Origin of the sequence: Gibbsiella greigii, from assembly GCF_039540155.1 — a bacterium.
Lineage (GTDB): Bacteria > Pseudomonadota > Gammaproteobacteria > Enterobacterales > Enterobacteriaceae > Gibbsiella > Gibbsiella quercinecans.
This window is the reverse complement of sequence record NZ_BAABEM010000005.1, coordinates 1-17,459: the sequence shown is the minus strand read 5'-3', so window position 1 is coordinate 17,459 and position 17,459 is coordinate 1. Positions and strand designations below refer to the sequence as shown.

At 52.3% G+C, this 17,459-nt stretch carries 17 protein-coding genes, 2 pseudogenes and 1 riboswitch; of the genes and pseudogenes, 9 read left to right on the top strand and 10 right to left on the bottom strand.

Going from position 1 to position 17,459, the window contains the following annotated elements; genetic code table 11:
• Window positions 1-62: 62 nt before the first annotated feature.
• The 8 genes from fbaB (at window position 63) to gutQ (ending at window position 6,403) form a co-directional block, all read left to right on the top strand.
• Window positions 63-1,112: a class I fructose-bisphosphate aldolase gene (gene fbaB, locus AC559G_RS02020; RefSeq protein ID WP_498910926.1), complete on the top strand. Its 1,050-nt coding sequence runs from the start codon at window positions 63-65 to the stop codon at window positions 1,110-1,112.
• A gap of 334 nt (window positions 1,113-1,446) precedes the next feature.
• On the top strand, window positions 1,447-1,995 hold the full coding sequence (gene srlA / locus AC559G_RS02015; RefSeq protein ID WP_095847727.1) for a PTS glucitol/sorbitol transporter subunit IIC: 549 nt from the start codon (window positions 1,447-1,449) through the stop codon (window positions 1,993-1,995).
• A gap of 15 nt (window positions 1,996-2,010) precedes the next feature.
• The gene (srlE, locus tag AC559G_RS02010) at window positions 2,011-3,000 is read left to right on the top strand and encodes a PTS glucitol/sorbitol transporter subunit IIB (protein ID WP_498910923.1); all 990 of its coding nucleotides are present in this window, start codon (window positions 2,011-2,013) and stop codon (window positions 2,998-3,000) included.
• Between the two features lie 24 nt (window positions 3,001-3,024).
• On the top strand, window positions 3,025-3,387 hold the full coding sequence (srlB, locus tag AC559G_RS02005) for a PTS glucitol/sorbitol transporter subunit IIA (RefSeq protein WP_095847725.1): 363 nt from the start codon (window positions 3,025-3,027) through the stop codon (window positions 3,385-3,387).
• 10 nt (window positions 3,388-3,397) lie between these two features.
• Window positions 3,398-4,177 (top strand): sorbitol 6-phosphate dehydrogenase, encoded by a 780-nt coding sequence (gene srlD / locus AC559G_RS02000; protein ID WP_498910920.1) that lies wholly within the window; start codon window positions 3,398-3,400, stop codon window positions 4,175-4,177.
• A 49-nt stretch (window positions 4,178-4,226) separates the two neighbouring features.
• Window positions 4,227-4,583, top strand: a complete 357-nt coding sequence (gene gutM, locus AC559G_RS01995; protein ID WP_438597991.1) for a transcriptional regulator GutM — start codon at window positions 4,227-4,229, stop codon at window positions 4,581-4,583.
• Between the two features lie 82 nt (window positions 4,584-4,665).
• Complete coding sequence (srlR, locus tag AC559G_RS01990) at window positions 4,666-5,439, top strand: glucitol operon DNA-binding transcriptional repressor SrlR (protein WP_346082244.1); 774 nt, start codon at window positions 4,666-4,668, stop codon at window positions 5,437-5,439.
• The gene (gene gutQ / locus AC559G_RS01985; protein WP_498910917.1) at window positions 5,432-6,403 is read left to right on the top strand and encodes a KpsF/GutQ family sugar isomerase; all 972 of its coding nucleotides are present in this window, start codon (window positions 5,432-5,434) and stop codon (window positions 6,401-6,403) included. Before srlR ends, gutQ begins: the two co-directional genes overlap by 8 nt.
• A 228-nt stretch (window positions 6,404-6,631) precedes the next feature.
• On the opposite strand, the gene thiD is transcribed toward gutQ, so the two are convergent.
• Both thiD and thiM read right to left on the bottom strand, forming a co-directional pair.
• The gene (thiD, locus tag AC559G_RS01980) at window positions 6,632-7,432 is read right to left on the bottom strand and encodes a hydroxymethylpyrimidine/phosphomethylpyrimidine kinase (protein ID WP_498910915.1); all 801 of its coding nucleotides are present in this window, start codon (window positions 7,430-7,432) and stop codon (window positions 6,632-6,634) included.
• Window positions 7,429-8,223, bottom strand: a complete 795-nt coding sequence (gene thiM / locus AC559G_RS01975) for a hydroxyethylthiazole kinase (RefSeq protein WP_498910913.1) — start codon at window positions 8,221-8,223, stop codon at window positions 7,429-7,431. The genes thiD and thiM overlap by 4 nt, the downstream gene beginning before the upstream one ends.
• 36 nt (window positions 8,224-8,259) lie before the next feature.
• Window positions 8,260-8,362, bottom strand: a riboswitch (TPP riboswitch).
• A gap of 483 nt (window positions 8,363-8,845) precedes the next feature.
• Between thiM and AC559G_RS01970 the strand changes: the two genes are divergently transcribed.
• Window positions 8,846-8,959, top strand: coding sequence for an AAA family ATPase (locus AC559G_RS01970; RefSeq protein WP_498911265.1), 114 nt, complete (start codon window positions 8,846-8,848; stop codon window positions 8,957-8,959).
• Window positions 8,960-9,280: 321 nt separating this feature from the next.
• On the opposite strand, the gene AC559G_RS01965 is transcribed toward AC559G_RS01970, so the two are convergent.
• The 8 genes and pseudogenes from AC559G_RS01965 to AC559G_RS01930 form a co-directional block, all read right to left on the bottom strand.
• A complete protein-coding gene (locus AC559G_RS01965) occupies window positions 9,281-10,087 on the bottom strand; it encodes a topoisomerase II (protein WP_498910911.1) in 807 nt (268 codons plus the stop codon).
• Window positions 10,088-10,457: 370 nt separating this feature from the next.
• Entirely contained in the window at window positions 10,458-10,805 is a 348-nt protein-coding gene (locus AC559G_RS01960) for an immunity 8 family protein (RefSeq protein WP_498910909.1), read from the bottom strand.
• A 329-nt stretch (window positions 10,806-11,134) separates the two neighbouring features.
• A complete protein-coding gene (locus tag AC559G_RS01955; RefSeq protein ID WP_498910907.1) occupies window positions 11,135-11,545 on the bottom strand; it encodes a hypothetical protein in 411 nt (136 codons plus the stop codon).
• Between the two features lie 241 nt (window positions 11,546-11,786).
• Window positions 11,787-12,158 (bottom strand): DUF6911 family protein, encoded by a 372-nt coding sequence (locus AC559G_RS01950; RefSeq protein WP_498910906.1) that lies wholly within the window; start codon window positions 12,156-12,158, stop codon window positions 11,787-11,789.
• Window positions 12,159-12,171: 13 nt separating this feature from the next.
• A pseudogene (locus tag AC559G_RS01945) lies at window positions 12,172-13,410 on the bottom strand (cytidine deaminase-like fold-containing protein); the annotation flags it as partial.
• A 536-nt stretch (window positions 13,411-13,946) separates the two neighbouring features.
• Window positions 13,947-15,395 (bottom strand): annotated as a pseudogene (locus AC559G_RS01940) (VENN motif pre-toxin domain-containing protein); the annotation flags it as partial.
• A gap of 9 nt (window positions 15,396-15,404) precedes the next feature.
• A complete protein-coding gene (locus tag AC559G_RS01935; protein ID WP_498910904.1) occupies window positions 15,405-15,560 on the bottom strand; it encodes a hemagglutinin repeat-containing protein in 156 nt (51 codons plus the stop codon).
• A 249-nt stretch (window positions 15,561-15,809) separates the two neighbouring features.
• Window positions 15,810-17,459: VENN motif pre-toxin domain-containing protein (locus AC559G_RS01930; RefSeq protein WP_498910902.1), on the bottom strand; the 1,650-nt coding region annotated here is incomplete at its 5' end.

The window sequence follows — 17,459 nt, the reverse complement described above, 5'->3', positions numbered from 1 at the left end:
CAAGACGACAAGCGCAATGACCTGTGGCGGCGGTAAGGAAAAAGCCAAATCGGGAGTTAATCATGACTGATATTGCACAGTTATTAGGTAAGGAAGCGGAAGACCTGTTACAACACCGCTGTACCACCATCCCTGCAGAAAATCTCTACCTGCCTGGCACCGACTTCGTTGATCGGGTAATGATCGATAACAACCGCCCGAACAGCGTGCTGCGCTCGATGCAAACCCTCTACAACCACGGCCGCCTGGCCGGCACCGGTTATCTTTCCATCCTGCCGGTCGATCAGGGCGTGGAACACTCCGCCGGGGCGTCCTTTGCCGCCAACCCGCTGTATTTTGATCCCAAAAATATCGTTGAACTGGCGATTGAAGCGGGCTGTAACTGTGTTGCCTCTACTTACGGGGTGCTGGCGGCCGTCTCGCGCCGTTATGCGCACAAAATTCCGTTCCTGGTCAAACTGAACCACAACGAAACCCTAAGCTACCCAACCCAATACGATCAAACGCTGTACGCCAGCGTTGAGCAGGCGTTCAACCTGGGTGCCGTCGCCGTCGGCGCCACCATCTATTTTGGTTCCGAGCAGTCGCGCCGCCAGATCGAAGAAATTTCCGCGGCGTTTGAACGCGCGCATGAGCTGGGCATGGTCACCGTGCTGTGGGCCTATCTGCGCAACCCGGCGTTCAAAAAAGACGGGGTGGATTACCACTCCAGCGCCGATCTGACCGGCCAGGCCAACCACCTTGCCGCCACCATTGGCGCCGATATCGTTAAGCAGAAAATGGCGGAAAACAACGGCGGCTATCGCGCCATTAAATTCGGTTATACCGACGATCGCGTCTACGACAAACTCACCACCGATCACCCTATCGATCTGGTGCGTTACCAACTGGCAAACTGCTATATGGGCCGTGCCGGGCTGATCAACTCCGGCGGCGCTGCCGGGGATAATGATCTGCATGAATCCGTACGCACCGCTGTGATTAACAAACGTGCCGGCGGCATGGGCTTGATCCTGGGGCGCAAGGCGTTCAAAAAATCCATGAAAGACGGCGTGGCGTTGATTAATGCGGTGCAGGATACTTATCTGGATCAAAGCGTTACCATCGCCTGATATCCCGCAATTTGTCGGCTACATTTGGCCCAGCAGCATTGCTGGGCCTTGTTGTTTCCAGGGGATGAGAAAGCACGGCCAGCCTGCCGTTTCCCCTGTTCCTATCCCCGCCGCCACGCTCAAGCCAGCCCCTTTTGTTACCAATGCCACCAACCGCTTAACATCCCATTCTTAACCTTATTTTTCTTTCACTTTAAACTTTCAAAATAAAATATTTATCTTTCATATTGTGATCTATTTAAAATAAATGGATAAGCAAAATGATTACTGTAAGGGCCATGGCGACAGAGCCGCTGTCCGCTCCGGGCCATACCGTCCATTACAGGAGAAAAAAATGATTGAGCTAATAACCCACGGCGCCGAATGGTTTATCGGCCTGTTTCAGAAAGGCGGTGAAGTGTTTGTCGGCATGGTGACCGGCATCCTACCTCTGTTGATCAGCCTGCTGGTCATCATGAATGCCCTGATCAAATTTGTCGGCCAGGATCGTATCGAACGCTTGGCGCAGCGCTGCGCGGGTAACCCATTCTCGCGCTATCTGCTGCTGCCGCTGATCGGTACCTTCGTTTTCTGCAACCCAATGACCCTAAGCCTTGGCCGCTTCATGCCGGAAAAATACAAACCCAGCTACTACGCCGCGGCTTCCTACAACTGCCACTCAATGAACGGCTTGTTCCCACACATCAACCCCGGCGAACTGTTCGTTTACCTCGGCATTGCCAGCGGCCTGACCACCCTGGGGCTGCCGCTTGGCCCGCTGGCGGTGAGCTACTTCCTGGTCGGTCTGTTCACCAACTTCTTCCGCGGCTGGATCACCGATCTCACCACCAGCCTGTTCGAACGCAAGATGGGCATCCGCCTGGATCGCCAGGTTCAACTTTAATCCGTGGAGTGCATCATGAGTGCTTATATCCGTATCGAGAAAGGTGAAAGCGGCTGGGGCGGCCCACTGGAGCTGCCGATAGCACCGGGCAAAAAAATCGTCTATATCACCGCCGGTACCCGCCCTGCGATCATCGATCTGTTAAGCGATCTCACCGGTTGGCCGGCGGTAGACGGCTTCAAAGAAGGTGAACCGCCGGCGGAGGAGATCGCCCTGGCCGTCATCGACTGCGGCGGCACCCTGCGCTGCGGCCTGTACCCAAAGCGCCGTATCCCAACGATCAATATCCACGCGACCGGCCAATCCGGCCCGCTGGCGCAATATATTCTTGAAGACATCTACGTTTCCGGGGTGCGCGAAAACAACATCCGCCGTATCGAACGCCAGGAAGGCGAAGCGGCGGCCGTTGCGGCGCCGGTAGCAGACGCCCCCAAGGCCCGCGATTACGACACCAGCAAGAAAATCACCGAACAGAGCGACGGCCTGCTGGCCAAAGTGGGGATGGGGATGGGCTCGGTGGTGGCGGTGTTCTTTCAGGCCGGGCGCGACACCATCGACACCGTATTGAAAACCATACTGCCGTTTATGGCGTTCGTCTCTGCGCTGATCGGCATCATCATGGCCTCTGGCCTGGGCGATTTCATCGCGCACGGTCTGACGCCGCTGGCCAACAGCCCCATCGGGCTGGTGACGCTGGCGCTGATCTGCTCCTTCCCGCTGCTTTCTCCGTTCCTTGGCCCAGGCGCCGTGATCGCTCAGGTGATTGGCGTGCTGGTCGGCGTGCAGATCGGCCTTGGCCATATCCCGCCGCAGCTGGCGTTGCCGGCGTTGTTTGCCATTAACGCCCAGGCCTCGTGCGATTTCATCCCGGTGGGGCTGTCGCTGGCGGAAGCCAAACAAGACACGGTGCGCGTTGGGGTGCCTTCCGTTCTGGTGGGCCGTTTCCTGACCGGCGCCCCCACCGTGTTGATTGCCTGGGCGGCTTCGGCCTTTATTTATCAGTAACCTTCACTCTGCAGAGAGCGTGCTATGAACACCATTTTCCAAACCACTATCACACACATCGGCGGCTGCGCGCGTGATGCATTGCAGGACGATATGTTGATCACTTTCCGGGAAGGCGCCCCCGCCGATATCGAAGCGTTTTGCTTTATCCATCAGCACGGCAATACCACCGGCGAGCTGCAAGTGGGCGGTGTGATGGAGCTGGCCGAGCGGCGCTACCCAATCACCGCGGTCGGTAGCGTCGCCACCCAAAACCTGCGCGAACTGGGCCACGTTACGGTGCGTTTCGACGGTGAAGCGTTAGCGGAGTTCCCCGGCTCAATCCACGTATCCGGCCCCACGCCGGCAGATATACCGTTAGGCAGTACGCTGAAATTTATCGCATAAGGAGTAGACCATGTCTGAAGTAGCTGTAGTGATTGGCGGTGGCCAAACGTTAGGCGCGTTCCTTTGCCAAGGCCTGGCACAGGCCGGTTATCGCGTGGCGGTGGCCGATCTGAATGCCGACAACGCCCATCAGGTGGCACAGCAAATCAATGAAGAGTACGGCGCAGGCAGCGCCGTGGGGTTCCAGGCCGACGCCACCGACGAAGCCAGCGTCATCGCGCTGGCCCAGGCGGTGGATAACGCCTTTGGCGGGGCGAATCTGTTGGTGTACAGCGCCGGCATCGCCAAGGCAGCGCCGATCACCGATTTCCTGCTGGGGGATTTCGATCGCTCGCTGCAGGTTAACCTGGTGGGGTATTTCCTCTGCGCCCGCGAGTTCTCGCGCTTGATGATCCGCGACGGCGTGGCGGGCCGCATTATTCAGATCAATTCCAAATCCGGCAAGGTCGGCAGCAAGCACAACTCCGGCTACAGCGCCGCCAAATTCGGCGGCGTGGGGTTGACCCAGTCGCTGGCGCTCGATCTGGCGGAATACGGCATTACCGTTCATTCGTTGATGCTAGGCAACCTGCTGAAATCGCCAATGTTCCAGTCATTGTTGCCACAGTATGCGCAAAAGCTCGGCATCAAACCGGAAGAGGTTGAACAGTACTATATCGATAAAGTGCCGTTGAAACGCGGTTGTGATTACCAGGACGTGTTGAACACATTGCTGTTCTACGCCAGCGATAAAGCCGCGTACTGCACCGGCCAGTCAATCAACATCACCGGCGGCCAAGTGATGTTTTAACCCTAACGCCCCGGCCGCGATTGGCCGGGGCACACATTCAGGAGCAACCATGAGCAGCGCCTTGATTACCTTCGCTATTATCGCCTGGCTGATGCAAATCGCCCTCGGCTGGTGGCAGTTGCAACGTTTCAACCGTGCATTCGAACGGCTTTGCCGGCTTGGCACCGTCGGCGTTGGGCGCAGCGGCGGCCGGATGCGCCCGCGCGTGGTGCTGGCGCTGGCGTTTGACGCCCAGCAACGGGTGTGCGGCAGCATGATTATGCGCGGCTTGACCATCTTCGCCCAACCCAAGCCCCTTCCCCGCTTGCATGGTTTACATCAGCGGGATTTACGCCCGGATGTGATCTTCCCTAAGGATCGGCAATGCCAAATAGCACTAACGTTAGCGATCGCACCGAAAACATGATATTTTCACATTAAAAGACATTACCTTTCATAGTGAATACTTCGCTGGAGGGAATGTTTAACTCTTGTGAACAGGAATCGCTATGAAACCAAAGCAGCGGCAAGCCGCTATCCTCGAGTATCTACAGCGGCATGGCAAAACGGCGGTAGACGTTTTAGCCGAACATTTCTCCACCACCGGCACCACTATCCGTAAGGATCTCACCCTGCTGGAGGAGGAAGGCGCGGTTATCCGTACTTACGGCGGCGTGGTGCTCAGCCGTGATGACGGCGATCAGCCCATCGATCGCAAAACCCACATCAATACCGAAAAAAAACGCCAGATTGCCCATGCCGCCGCCAAACTGATCAACGACGGCGATTCGCTGATTTTCGATGCCGGCAGCACGGTGCTGCAAATGGTGCCGCACCTGGCGCAGTTCAACAACATCACAGTAATGACCAACAGCCTGCACATCGTTAACGCGCTGGTGGAACTGGATAACGATCAAACCATCCTGATGCCGGGCGGCACCTACCGCAAAAAATCGGCATCGTTCCACGGCAGCCTGGCGGAATCCGCCTTTCATCAGTTCAGCTTCGATAAACTGTTTATCGGCGCCGATGGGGTAGACCTTAACGCCGGCGTAACCACCTTCAACGAAGTACACAACGTCAGCAAGGCCATGTGCGAAGCCGCCGGCCGCATCATCCTGCTGGTGGACTCCTCCAAATTCGGCCGCAAAAGCCCAAACGTGGTGTGCGAATTGGGCATGGTTGATACCTTAATCACCGATAATGACATTCCCCCGGATTACCTCACCGCCCTGCAGGAAAGAGGGATCAAGACCATTCTGGTTGGAGGCCGCAATGCATAAAGCCGATGCGTTACTTGATTTTGCTCGCGAAACCCTGGAGATCGAACTGGCGGAAGCGCAGCGCCTGTTGGCCCGGCTGGACGGCAACTTTGTGCGTGCCTGTGAGCTGCTGCTGCACTGCCGCGGCAAAGCGGTGATTTCCGGCATCGGTAAGTCTGGCCATATCGGCAAGAAAATAGCCGCTTCACTCGCCAGCACCGGCACGCCGGCCTTTTTCGTCCACCCGGCGGAAGCGCTGCACGGCGATCTGGGCATGATCGGCAAACAAGACGTGGTGATTTTTATCTCTTATTCCGGGCGCGCCAAAGAACTCGATTTGATCCTGCCGCTGCTGGCGGAAAGCCAGATCCCGGTGCTCGCCATTACCGGCGGTAAAGAATCGCCGCTGGCGCAAGCCGCCGCCTGCCTGCTGGATATCAGCGTGGAGCGCGAAGCCTGCCCTATGGGCCTGGCCCCCACCTCCAGCGCCGTCAACACGCTGATGATCGGCGACGCGTTAGCCATGGCGCTGATGCGCCAGCGCGGTTTCAACGCCGAGGATTTCGCCCGTTCACATCCCGGCGGCAGCCTGGGCGCCCGCCTGCTTAACCGCGTGCATCACCTGATGCGCACCGGCGATCGCCTGCCCAAGGTCAATGAAGATGCCGACGTAATGGCCGCCATGTTGGAGCTAAGCCGCACCGGGCTTGGGTTGGTGGCGGTGTGCGACGCACAGCAAAAGGTCGTGGGGGTATTTACCGACGGCGACCTGCGCCGCTGGCTGGTCAAAGGCAACTCGCTTAACGACAGCCTGGCCCCGGCAATCACCCGCCCCGGCTACCGCCTGCCGGAACAGTGGCGTGCGGGCGAGGCGCTGGAAGCGCTGCATCAGCAACATATCAGCGCCGCGCCGGTGGTTGATCTGGATGGCGTGCTGGTTGGCGCCATCAACCTGCACGATCTGCATCAGGCCGGAATTGGCTAACCGCCCTCTGCCCAACGCCGAAAATACTCCCTCTCCCTTTGGGAGAAAGCCGGGGTGAGGGGAAAAACGCCCCAGGCCAACTCTATCCCCTCTCCCTTGGGAGAGGGCCGGGGTGAGGGGAAAAACGCCCCAGGCCAACTCTGCCCCCTCTCCCTCTGGGAGAGGGCCGGGGCGAGGGGGAAAACCCCTGCCCCCTTCCACTGGCGGAAACCAGAATGGAATCCTCAATCACCACCAGGCATGGAAATGATGCACCGGGCCAATGCCGTGCCCGACCTCCAGCGTATCCGCCTGTTCCAATGCCTTTTGCAGATAACCCTTGGCTGCCGCCACCGCCTCCGCCCAATTAGCATGGCGTGGTCGCAATGCCGCCAGCGCCGCAGACAGCGTGCAGCCCGTGCCGTGAGTGTGGCGCGTGGCAACACGCGGCGCAGTGAAACGCAGCTCCCCCTCGGCGCTAAACAACCAATCCGGGCTTTCCTGCTCGCTCAAATGCCCGCCCTTGATCAACACCGCGTTGCACCCCAGGGCCAAAAGCGCTCTGCCCTGCTCGCGCATTTGCCGTTCGTTTTCCGCCGGGGCACAGCCCAGCAAAGCGGCGGCCTCCGGCAAGTTCGGGGTAATTATCGCCACCTGCGGCAAAAGAACCTGCCGGATGGCCGCCACCGCCTCCGGCGCCAATAAAGGATCGCCGCTTTTAGCCAGCATCACCGTATCCAGCACGATAAAAGGCGGCTGATAGCGGCGCAAACGTTCCGCCACTGCCTGCACGATCTCGGCATTGGCCAACATGCCTATTTTAGCGCTGTCTATACGCACATCGCTCAGCACGGAATCCATCTGCGCCGCCACAAACTCCGGCGCGATGTTATACACCGACTGCACGCCGCGCGTATTCTGCGCCACCAACGCGGTGATCACGCTGGTGCCGTATGCGCCAAGCGCCGAGAAGGTTTTCAAATCTGCCTGGATACCGGCGCCGCCGCTGGGATCGGTGCCTGCAATCGTCAAGGCATTAACCCGTTTCATTGCAGATCCTCCGCGCGCAGTTGGTACAACGCATCGAGGAAGGCTGGCGTAAAACTGCCTGGCCCCGCCGCTTTCGCGCAGGCCCGCTGACCACACAGCGCCATAACCCGGCAGGCCGTCGCGACGTTATCAAGGCGCGCCCCCGGCAGGCTACAAAACGCCGCCGCCACCGCAGACAGTGAACAACCGGTGCCCACGACCCGCGTCATCAGCGCATCGCCGCCGGTTACCGCCCAACTGCGCACGCCATCCGTGACATAATCAATTTCACCGGTTACCGCCACCACGGCGCCGCTGGTACTCGCCAGCGCCTGCGCAGCGGGCAGTGCCGCCAGTGAATCGTCGGTGCTGTCCACCCCGCGCCCACCGCCCCGCTGGCCGCTCAGCGCCATAATTTCCGATGCGTTACCGCGAATTGCCGCCGGCTTTAGCGTTAATAATTGCCGGGCAAACTCGGTGCGATAGCGCAACCCACCCACCGCCACCGGATCCAGCGCCCAGGGGGTACCCGCCTGGTTCGCCGCCTTAACGGCGGCCAGCATGGCTGCCGCACTGGCTTCGGTTAGCGTGCCAATATTCACCAGCAGCGCGCTGGCAATGCCGCTGAACGCCGCCGCTTCGCTGGGCTCTACCACCATCGCCGGCGAAGCGCCCAACGCCAACAGTACATTGGCCGTTAACGACTGCACGACATCATTGGTCAGGCAATGCACCAGCGGTGGGTGTTGTTTGAATTGGTGGAAACAGGCCGCGGCGCGTGCGCCGGGTAAGGTATCTGGTCGAGCGTTCATAATCCTCCCAACCGGCGTTCAAGAAGGCGGGCACCGGTTGGGGCACCGAGACTTCCCTACGCTGGCATTATCCAGTTCAGGTAATACGGGTAAAATCTCAGCCAATGCGCATTGCACAAAGGCACCCCGAGTCTTTGATAAATCTGTAAATTTTCACTTAAAACTTTATTAAGTTCTAAACAGGATACTGCCAGCGGCAAGGGTTGTAAATCATTGGTGCCGTGTGGCGGGATTAGAGAAAGCTTTGCCATAACGTAGATAAAAACAATGCCAAGCATGCAGGTATGTATACAAAGGGGGTAGGTTATGCATAGGCGGGCACAACCCGGCTTCGATGTGCAGATACAACGAGTAAACTATTTGGCAAAATTTATTTTTACTCTTTTTTTCGAAAATGCTAAAGATAACAATATAAGTTAATTAATAACACCAATAAATCAAAGCAGCTATTATACTTTCCTTCTCACCTCAAGGTATGACATATTTCCACCACCAAAAATAATGCACAATGTGTGATTTAACATCATACTGAATCGTAAAATATTATCTCAACCAATACATATAAACGAGATGTCTAATGGCAATATCAGACTTTTATGCCTGGCCGTGGCTCTGTTGAGCCATACGCCCGCTTTCATTAATTGTACTCAATGAGCCAGAGAATGGCCTTCATCCTCAGATGCTACCTGCGTTAGCAAATTTAATATCAGAAGCCAGTCAATATTCACAAATCTGACTTACAAGCCATTCATCTCAACTAGCTGAATTAATAAGTAAACATAATGAATTTCAATTATACGAGCATTCAATTGATGAAGAAAAAAATTCAGCAAGTAAAATATGAGATAGATAGAAATTATTTAAATAGAGATAATTGCAACAGCCACTAAAGAAAAGTGGGAAGTGTTTATATTCTTTGGCACCAATAAAAATCCCGCAAGAAAGAGCGGGACACTCGGGTTTTATTTAAAAAATAGTTAAATTTAATTTATAACAATTAATTCATACTTACCAGTAAGTAAATTAAACATCATATGTAAAAATCAATAAAATATTATTATTCCATTACCATTCTAATAACACCAGATGATCTATTCTCAGGCAACTGAAAAACGTTACTCCATAGTTCTTGAACTAGTTCACAGGCAATTTTTTCCTTTCCGATACCCTTGAGTGGTTCGCCTATTATGATGAGATCCTGACCATACTTTAGCATCATTTTCTGTATTACTAACCTTAGGTCATTTTGCGCATTCAACCGCTCTTCATCCGTGACAGTATGTTTATTTTCTCCATATGCTGAACGCATCATCGCAACATCAGTGTTGGTACGCTTCATTATTATTTCGTGTGGTAAAATTCTTGCGGAATTGATCCCTCCCTTAACTTCTGGAAAAAGAAAACGGAAACAATCTTCATCGCTTACCGATTGTATAGCAGCAGTCTGTTCCATGTTTGATTTCATCACAGCAACTACCAAATCATCCGGTGCAAACTGTAACCTCTGACGCTGTAGAGCGATTACTTGAGGCTGGATCACATCTATGATCTGCTGTTCGCTTTTTCCATCTTTAGTCATCTTCAATATTTGATTTCGAATATGTGAAAAAATTTGCGGTTCTTGTTCTTCAATTACTTTATAAGTTGGGAAACCCTGCAGCGCAGCATCTAGTTTTTGTGTACTTACTTGCACTGTGGACTTTCGTAAGTAATGAATATCAACTATATTCCATATAGCAATCGCTACTAAAGTTAAGGCTATAGCCCCGCCTCTCCCAATCCAGTTTTTTTTACGTATCAGACTAACTACAGTTGCAATTACCGCCCCTACGTAACCTGCCAGTAACACATGAGTCCAGTTCATTACTTACTCCTTGTTTTATTAAATTTCACTCTGCAATGCCATCCCAAACATATTGATTTCACTAATAGTCACTTCAATAGTATTTTAATATTGAAACATGTCTTTGCCGTTCGTCATCCTTTTCTCTTAGATTAGAAGGCGAAGCGTTGATCCTACCCATGCAATCAGTAAACCTCTGGCAGGATCCTGTCCTTCCGGAAGATTACCTTTCGCATGCTTAGACAATGCGGCTGTAATCTCTTGTGGGGACTTTTCATCCTGCGACATCGACACAGCTAATGATGACGCTGACTGACCATAGTCCATCAACCCTTTTAACAGATTATCCCATCCACTAAGCGCATCATAGCAGTGCGTTTTGGATTTGTGTTTACGGTTGGTAGTCTTCATATTCCCAGGCAAAGACGCGGGAGAGTTTTTGCGCTACCTCCATCCAGTCACTACCTTCACACTGCTCAATATAATCCGTGATGGTTTTCGTGATCTCTTCAAGATCATACTTGCGAACCAGTAAGGTATGGCGCATTAACTCTGGCACCCAATGGTGCTTACAGAGCCATTCGGGGGTGCAGACGTAAACATCAAAATGATTTATTCCTTCTTCCCCTACAGGCCCAATACATAAATGAGCTAAAAATTGAAAACAATCATCCTGCTCAGGTTGATAAGTTGATAAATCAAACCAATCACAGCCAATACTTCTTAGAGATGCTTTCATTTATTTTCTATCTAAAATATTCAAGTGACCGTTACCAACTTTATCCATTTTCCCTGTTTCAATATTTTTTGTATAACTTTCAAAGTTAGCTTGAGTTCCCGTCGGATTTAATGAACCTGGTGTATTTGTCTTTTCTTTTGGGGAACGATAAATCCTGGTTCCATCAGCACTTACTAACCCTGAACCATCACTCGTTGGTCTGGCCCATAATTCAACTTACCATTATTACCATTATCACCCTTGACCACTGCTTCCAACCGTGGCTCTTGCTTCGCGATGTTATTAAGATTTTGCTGCCTCAACTCCTCTTTCAGCTTCGGATAGGTAGCTCAGTTATAAGCTGATACTTCATCACTGGCTTTGTTAAGTAATTGGGATGCTTCAGCAACATCTCCTTTCTTCAGCGCCGCTTCTGCCGCTTTAATCGCCTTGCCCGCCGCATCACCGACTCCCGGTATCAGCCCTACAGCCGCAACCAGATAATCCAGCGCACTTTGCGCTTCCGCAAAGCCCTTAATATCACCAACAACAGGAACAAAGTCTAAACCAAAACCGGCAGCACCTTTCAGCAACTCATCACGATGTTCACTTATCTTCGCCGAACACGCTTCTGCACTCATTCCAGCACAGTTCTTAGCCTTGAACTCCTCAACAGCGGCAATGAGTTGTTTCTGGGCGTTCTGGTATTTCTCTTCCTGAGACACACCAGAGACTTTGTTCTCAATAATGTCACTCAGCACATTATTCTCCACAACAACTCGTTCCGACACAGTTATTGAGAATTTATGGATGATTTCCCAATGCAGCCAGCAGGTTACAATCCATTTTTGTTAAGGATTTTCGGCGCTTTCAACATTTTTCCCGAACGCGCATTTTTGGCCTGAATACGCTACCGCCCTAGAGTGACTCGTATCTGTCACTCCAGCATCATTCCAACAAACTACAGCATCACTGCGGACACCGAAGTCTTGGATTTATATTTCAATTAAGAAGTTCCTTTGATACGTTGCCAGTATCAAAAAACTCTTTTAAGATCTTTACAATAAATTCACAGTCTTTTGTAAGCTGAGATTCCGGCCAGTAATCTCCAAGAATCACCATTCCTGTATCAGGTTTAGATGAATCCCAGTACGTTCTTACTTGGTATTCATCTTCGACAATTTCACCTAATGTTATTAAGTAATAACCATTCTCCGTTCTGACCTGAAGCGTTTCAACACCATCATCGTCGCTGTTCAGTATATCAAGAGTAAGGGTTCCTTTTCTCCCCTGAATTTGTTTAAAACGATTTAATACCATATCCCAATTTGAGATCTGTTTATTTCCACCTGTTTCGTACAGTGTCCAACTCATTTTAAAATTCATTTTAATCCCTAATCTTGAGAGATTTCATACCAGGCTGCCAGTAGAGGACTGATCCTGTAGCTTCTTCATAAATTGTTAAAGATTTTAGCCCCGCTTTATCAGCCATAGTTGCTATATCACCGCGGCAATAACCACATACAGGCTCTTTAGATATACTCATTGTCATCTCACGCCCTTGAGACATACCTTTTTCAAAAGCTTGCTGGATAACACCTACTTCAGCATGAGCTGTAGCCATATTGCCATTAGGAAGAGGCTTGTTTTGCTTATCTATTTTAGCTTGGATTCGTCCATCAATAAGTGTTGGCTTATTCACATCTGCTAAGTTGGAATGCCTTGCCCCTTGGTTAGTATCAGTGAACTTAGCTCCATCAACATTACCTTTCGCCACGACCTTAAGATTAGCATCAACGATTTTACTTAATTGTTTTGCCGCAGCAGAGCCCAGAATTGGTGTCACCGAAGCAGCAATGAACTCCAGGCCCAGCTTCGTTTCGGTATAACTTTCTGCGGTCTGACGATCCACCCCTTTGGTGACCATGAAATAGTTAATCATGGCGTCTTTCACCTGCTGCTGATTCTGTGCATCAACGCTGGTGATATCGAGGAGATTGACTATCTGACCATACGCATAAGCGTACTGTTGGCTATATTTCGAGTTATAAGGGCCATCTTCATACCCCTCTTTTGACGCAATGACTTTCAGTCTTGCACCAGCACACGCTGAACTTTCCGCATTGCCATTACCGCATGCATCAATAATTTCCTTGTCACTGGCAATATCTTTTTCACGTAGGTCATTGATAGTCTGCTGCGCTTTTTCGCGTTCAGCCGGATCTTTACTGTTGAGTTTCTGCTTCGCTATCTCAAGCTCTGTCTTTTCAGACACGCTAAGATAGTTATTCTCAACGGTCGTCTTCCCGGCCTGTGCTGCCGTTAAAGTATCAGCGTTACTGTCTCCAATCACCCCTCCTGCCAGCCCTGCCGCCAGTGTGCCCAACATGCTGATTGTCTGCTTCTCGCTTTCGCTCAGTTCGCTGGCGTTTTTACCGGGATAAAGCCGCTCCATCACCAGCTGCGCCATCACCTCACCGCTAACGGCGCCTGCCGCACCCGCCAATGCATTGTTGCCCTGCGCCGCTGCCAGCACCGCGTTCACCACTGCATGGGCCATCAGACGCGAAATGCCTTCCTCTGTCGTCTGCGCGATGATTGCACCGCCGCCAATAATCGTTCCTGCACTCAGCATACTGAGCAAAAATACCGGTGCGGCTACCACCGACATTCCCGCGCCCCATACCGTTAACAGCCCTCTTACCGGATCCTGCCCTTCCGGCATCGTCCCCGTCAGCAGCTTATGCGCGGCATACTGCCGTTCTTCTTCCGTTATAGGATTCAACACGTTGCCGTTTTCATCCGTCAGGTTGGTGTTGATATACAACGATGACACCGACTGGCTGTAATCGTGCAATCCTTTACCCAGGTTGAAGTAGTTATTCTCAACAACAGGTCTTAACTGACCAGACCAACTTCCATTTATAATGAGTTAAAATCCTTTAACTTTGAAAAGACGTAATAAACCAATTCCTAAACCCACAATACCCCCTCCCAAGATACTCATCCTTAGAATTCTTTTGAATTGAAAATGTTCAAAAGATATCGGAGTATTTACATGAAAATATAAAAAAATTTCCAAGAAAAGATAAAAAATCATACCGACAAGCAATAACCCTAATATGCACACTGTCATTAATATGATTAAGAATAGAAAATTCTTCATTTTTTATCCTCTATTCCATCTATTTCTTTCTGAATGACAGAACCTCCAAGCTCAGATGAAAAACTACCGCTGGCATTCCCCATTGCCCCAGGGATCTTACTCGGTAACATTTCTTTAGAGATACCTAACTGCCCTTTGACTTCAGTATATTTCAGTAGGTTGGGATCGAATTTAGGATTCCAGCCGACTGTGGCCCACTTACCTGCCGCATTTGCCACTGGCTTCACAATATAATTGCCCACGCCATAACCCAAACCTGCACCAGCACCTGTCGTTATTGCCCCGGTTAACGGATCGTCCCCATTGATCGTGTTGGTCAGTGCGCCACCGGCCGCATTCCAGCCTACAGTTCCCCAAAAGCCATTACCCATACTGATAACATTCACCCAACCCGCAATCGCTGAGTTGACAGGGTTCACTTCCCCATTATCGGCATACTGAACGCCAGCATTTGCTCCTGCTCCCAACAGCCACATGGCTGCAGCAGGCACACTTAACGAGGCAACTCCCGCCGTATTGGCAATACCAGCAGACACTACCGCATTACCTTTGGCGGTCTCTTTCGCTATCTCAGTTTTACAATCCGTATCACAATCAGGAGTCTTACCAAACCAGAACCCAAATGCCGTACCGGCATCCGCGCCCAAAGCGTTATTCTCAACGGTCGTCTTCCCGGCCTGTGCTGCCGTTAACGTATCAGCGTTACTTTCTCCAATCAACCCTCCTGCCAGCCCTGCCGCCAGTGTGCCCAACATGCTGATTGTCTGCTTCTCGCTTTCGCTCAGTTCACTGACGTTTTTACCGGGATAAAGCCGCTCCATCACCAGCTGCGCCATCACCTCACCGCTAACTGCGCCTGCCGCACCCGCCAATGCATTGTTGCCCTGCGCCGCTGCCAGCACCGCGTTCACCACGGCATGGGCCATCAGACGCGAAGTGCCTTCCTCTGTCGTCTGCGCGATTATAGTCGCCAGATACGGCGCACTGCCGCCCGCCAGGGCTTTCGCCAAATCGCCACCCGCCACCCCCTGCACCGCCGCCGTCGCCGCCTGGATACCCTGCTGGAGCGCGCTGCCGGTGCCGTACTGCTGCATCTCGGCTTTATATTCATCCGAGTTGCGCAGCATCGCCATATACTCTTTACGCTCTTCCTCGGTGGCATTCTCTTTCAGAAGGCCCCATTTAGCCTGCGCCGCCTTCAACCCGTTGATATCCCCCTGCGTCTTGGCAATATCGGCGACTTGATTCCCAATCTCCCCTATCAGTTGCGCTTCCCTTAGCCGGTTCTGCTCTTTCTCCTTATCAAATATCGGGCTTAACGTCTGGTTGGCGTGTTCAACATCCCGGCTCAGGTCTGCCACATCTTGCTGTTGGTTCACCGGGTCGCGAATGATAATCGTGCCTTCACTCACCGCCGACTGCGTGGTCGAACGCGCGCTGCCGCTGCCGTTCTGCTACTTCGCGTCGTAATTGTCACTGTCCTGTTCGCTGGTTAACGTCAGGCCGCGCCCCACATCCATCATCACTTTATCGCCACTGACTTGCGCCCCGGTCAGGGTAGTGTCGCGCCCGCTGGTCGTTGCAGTAGTTATTCTCAACTCTTTTGGCATACTGTCCGGGCTAAAGAAATTACTCTCCACTCCAGCACAATATCCAAGTTCCAATGCTACACAGTGGGCTACACAGCATGCTAATATTTAGAGATTTTATGACGTCGTTAAAAGAGAATAAAAACTCCCCTCCGATCAAATAAAATGCAATCACTCTTATAGTGAAGAATATAAACACCGCCATAAAGAATATGGCAAAAAACCAGATGATCGTTGTTGATAAAAAGCGAAAGAGAAGATGTTTTAGTTTCATTGTTTCTCCTCCTGCTTACTTTTTATCTGCTCTTGGATGAAAACGTTTGAGCCTTCTGAGCCAATTGATGAACCTATATTACCAGATATGCTTGGAAATGGATTTAACGGCAAGGGTTTAGATATGCCTCCCCCTATATCAACCCATTCATAATTTTTCCAGTTAGGATTAATAACAGAGCTCATAGGCCCTTGAATTAACTTACCAACACCATATCCGACACCCGAAGCAGCACCATTTATTACACCGCTTTTAAGTGGGTCATCGCCCTTGATATAACTGGATGTTGCGCCACTTATACTATTGACTGTTACGGTTCCCCAGAACCCGGCTCCTGCTGTTGCTACACCAGTCCAATAGCCCAGAATAACATCATTTGGATCAACAGAGCCATTGACCAAATATTGAATACCGACATTGCCCCCCGCTCCAATTCCTCCGGCAGTTAACGCGGCACCGGATGTCAATGGCCAGGTAAGCAACGTTCCTGCTGCAGCGACCATCGTTTGGCAAGATACCGGTGTGTCACCACTACAGGCTTTTTCTATTTCGGCCTGTTTGTCTGCCTGCCATTGGCTGATAGTTCCCGGCTTGTTGGCGTTCGCTGCCGCCAAAACACTCCCAAGCGAGTTATTCTCAACAGCATTCTTGCCTGCTTGACCTCCCGCCACCGCGTTAGTACTGCTGTCACCCACCACGCCACCTGCCAACCCTGCCGCCAGTGTGCCCAGGGCGCTGATAGTCTGCCGCTGCTCTTCCGTCAGATCTTCACGCTTGATACCAGGGTACATCTGCTGGGCGATATATTCACCCATCACTGCACCGCTTGCTCCCGCTAACACACTGTTGCCATTGATGGCCGAGGTCACCGCTCCCAGCACCGCATGGGCCATCAGGTTAGCTTCGGTGTTCACTTTGCCCGTGGCCGGGTCGGTGGTCATATTATGAATGACCTCCGCCAGATACGGCGCACTGCCGCCCGCCAGGGCTTTCGCCAGATCGCCACCCGCCAATCCCTGCACCGCCGCCGTCGCCGCCTGGATTACCTGTTGATACTTGCCGCCGGTGCCGTAACCCGACGCGTTAAACGCCTGATTGTAGAAATTCTGGTACACCTGGCCGCTGATATCGTCTGCAGTCGGTTCCTTGCCCGGATTGGTTTTGCGCCACTCCGCCTCGGCGGATTTCAGCTGCTCCGGCGTCACGCTCTGCATCCGCTCGTTCGCCGCTTTGGTGGCTTCTATCTGCCCCTGCGTGCGCACGATATCACTCACCTGATTCCCAATCTCCCCTATCAGTTGCGCTTCCCTTAGCCGGTTCTGCTCTTTCTCCTTATCAAATATCGGGCTTAACGTCTGGTTGGCGTGCTCAACATCCCGGCTCAGGTCTGCCACATCTTGCTGTTGGTTCACCGGGTCGCGAATAATAATTGTGCCTTCACTCACCGCCGACTGCGTGGTCGAACGCGCGCCGCCACTACCGTTCACTCCGGTCAGCAGGCCGTTCGCCATATTCCCCACGAACTGCCCGCCGATGCTACCGCCCGAGCTGATACCCACGCTCTGGTGTTCCACCTGGTAGTCCGCCTTGTTTTCGATATCGCTGAACCCCAGCGTGCCGGTATCCAGTGTATTCTTGTCCGCACT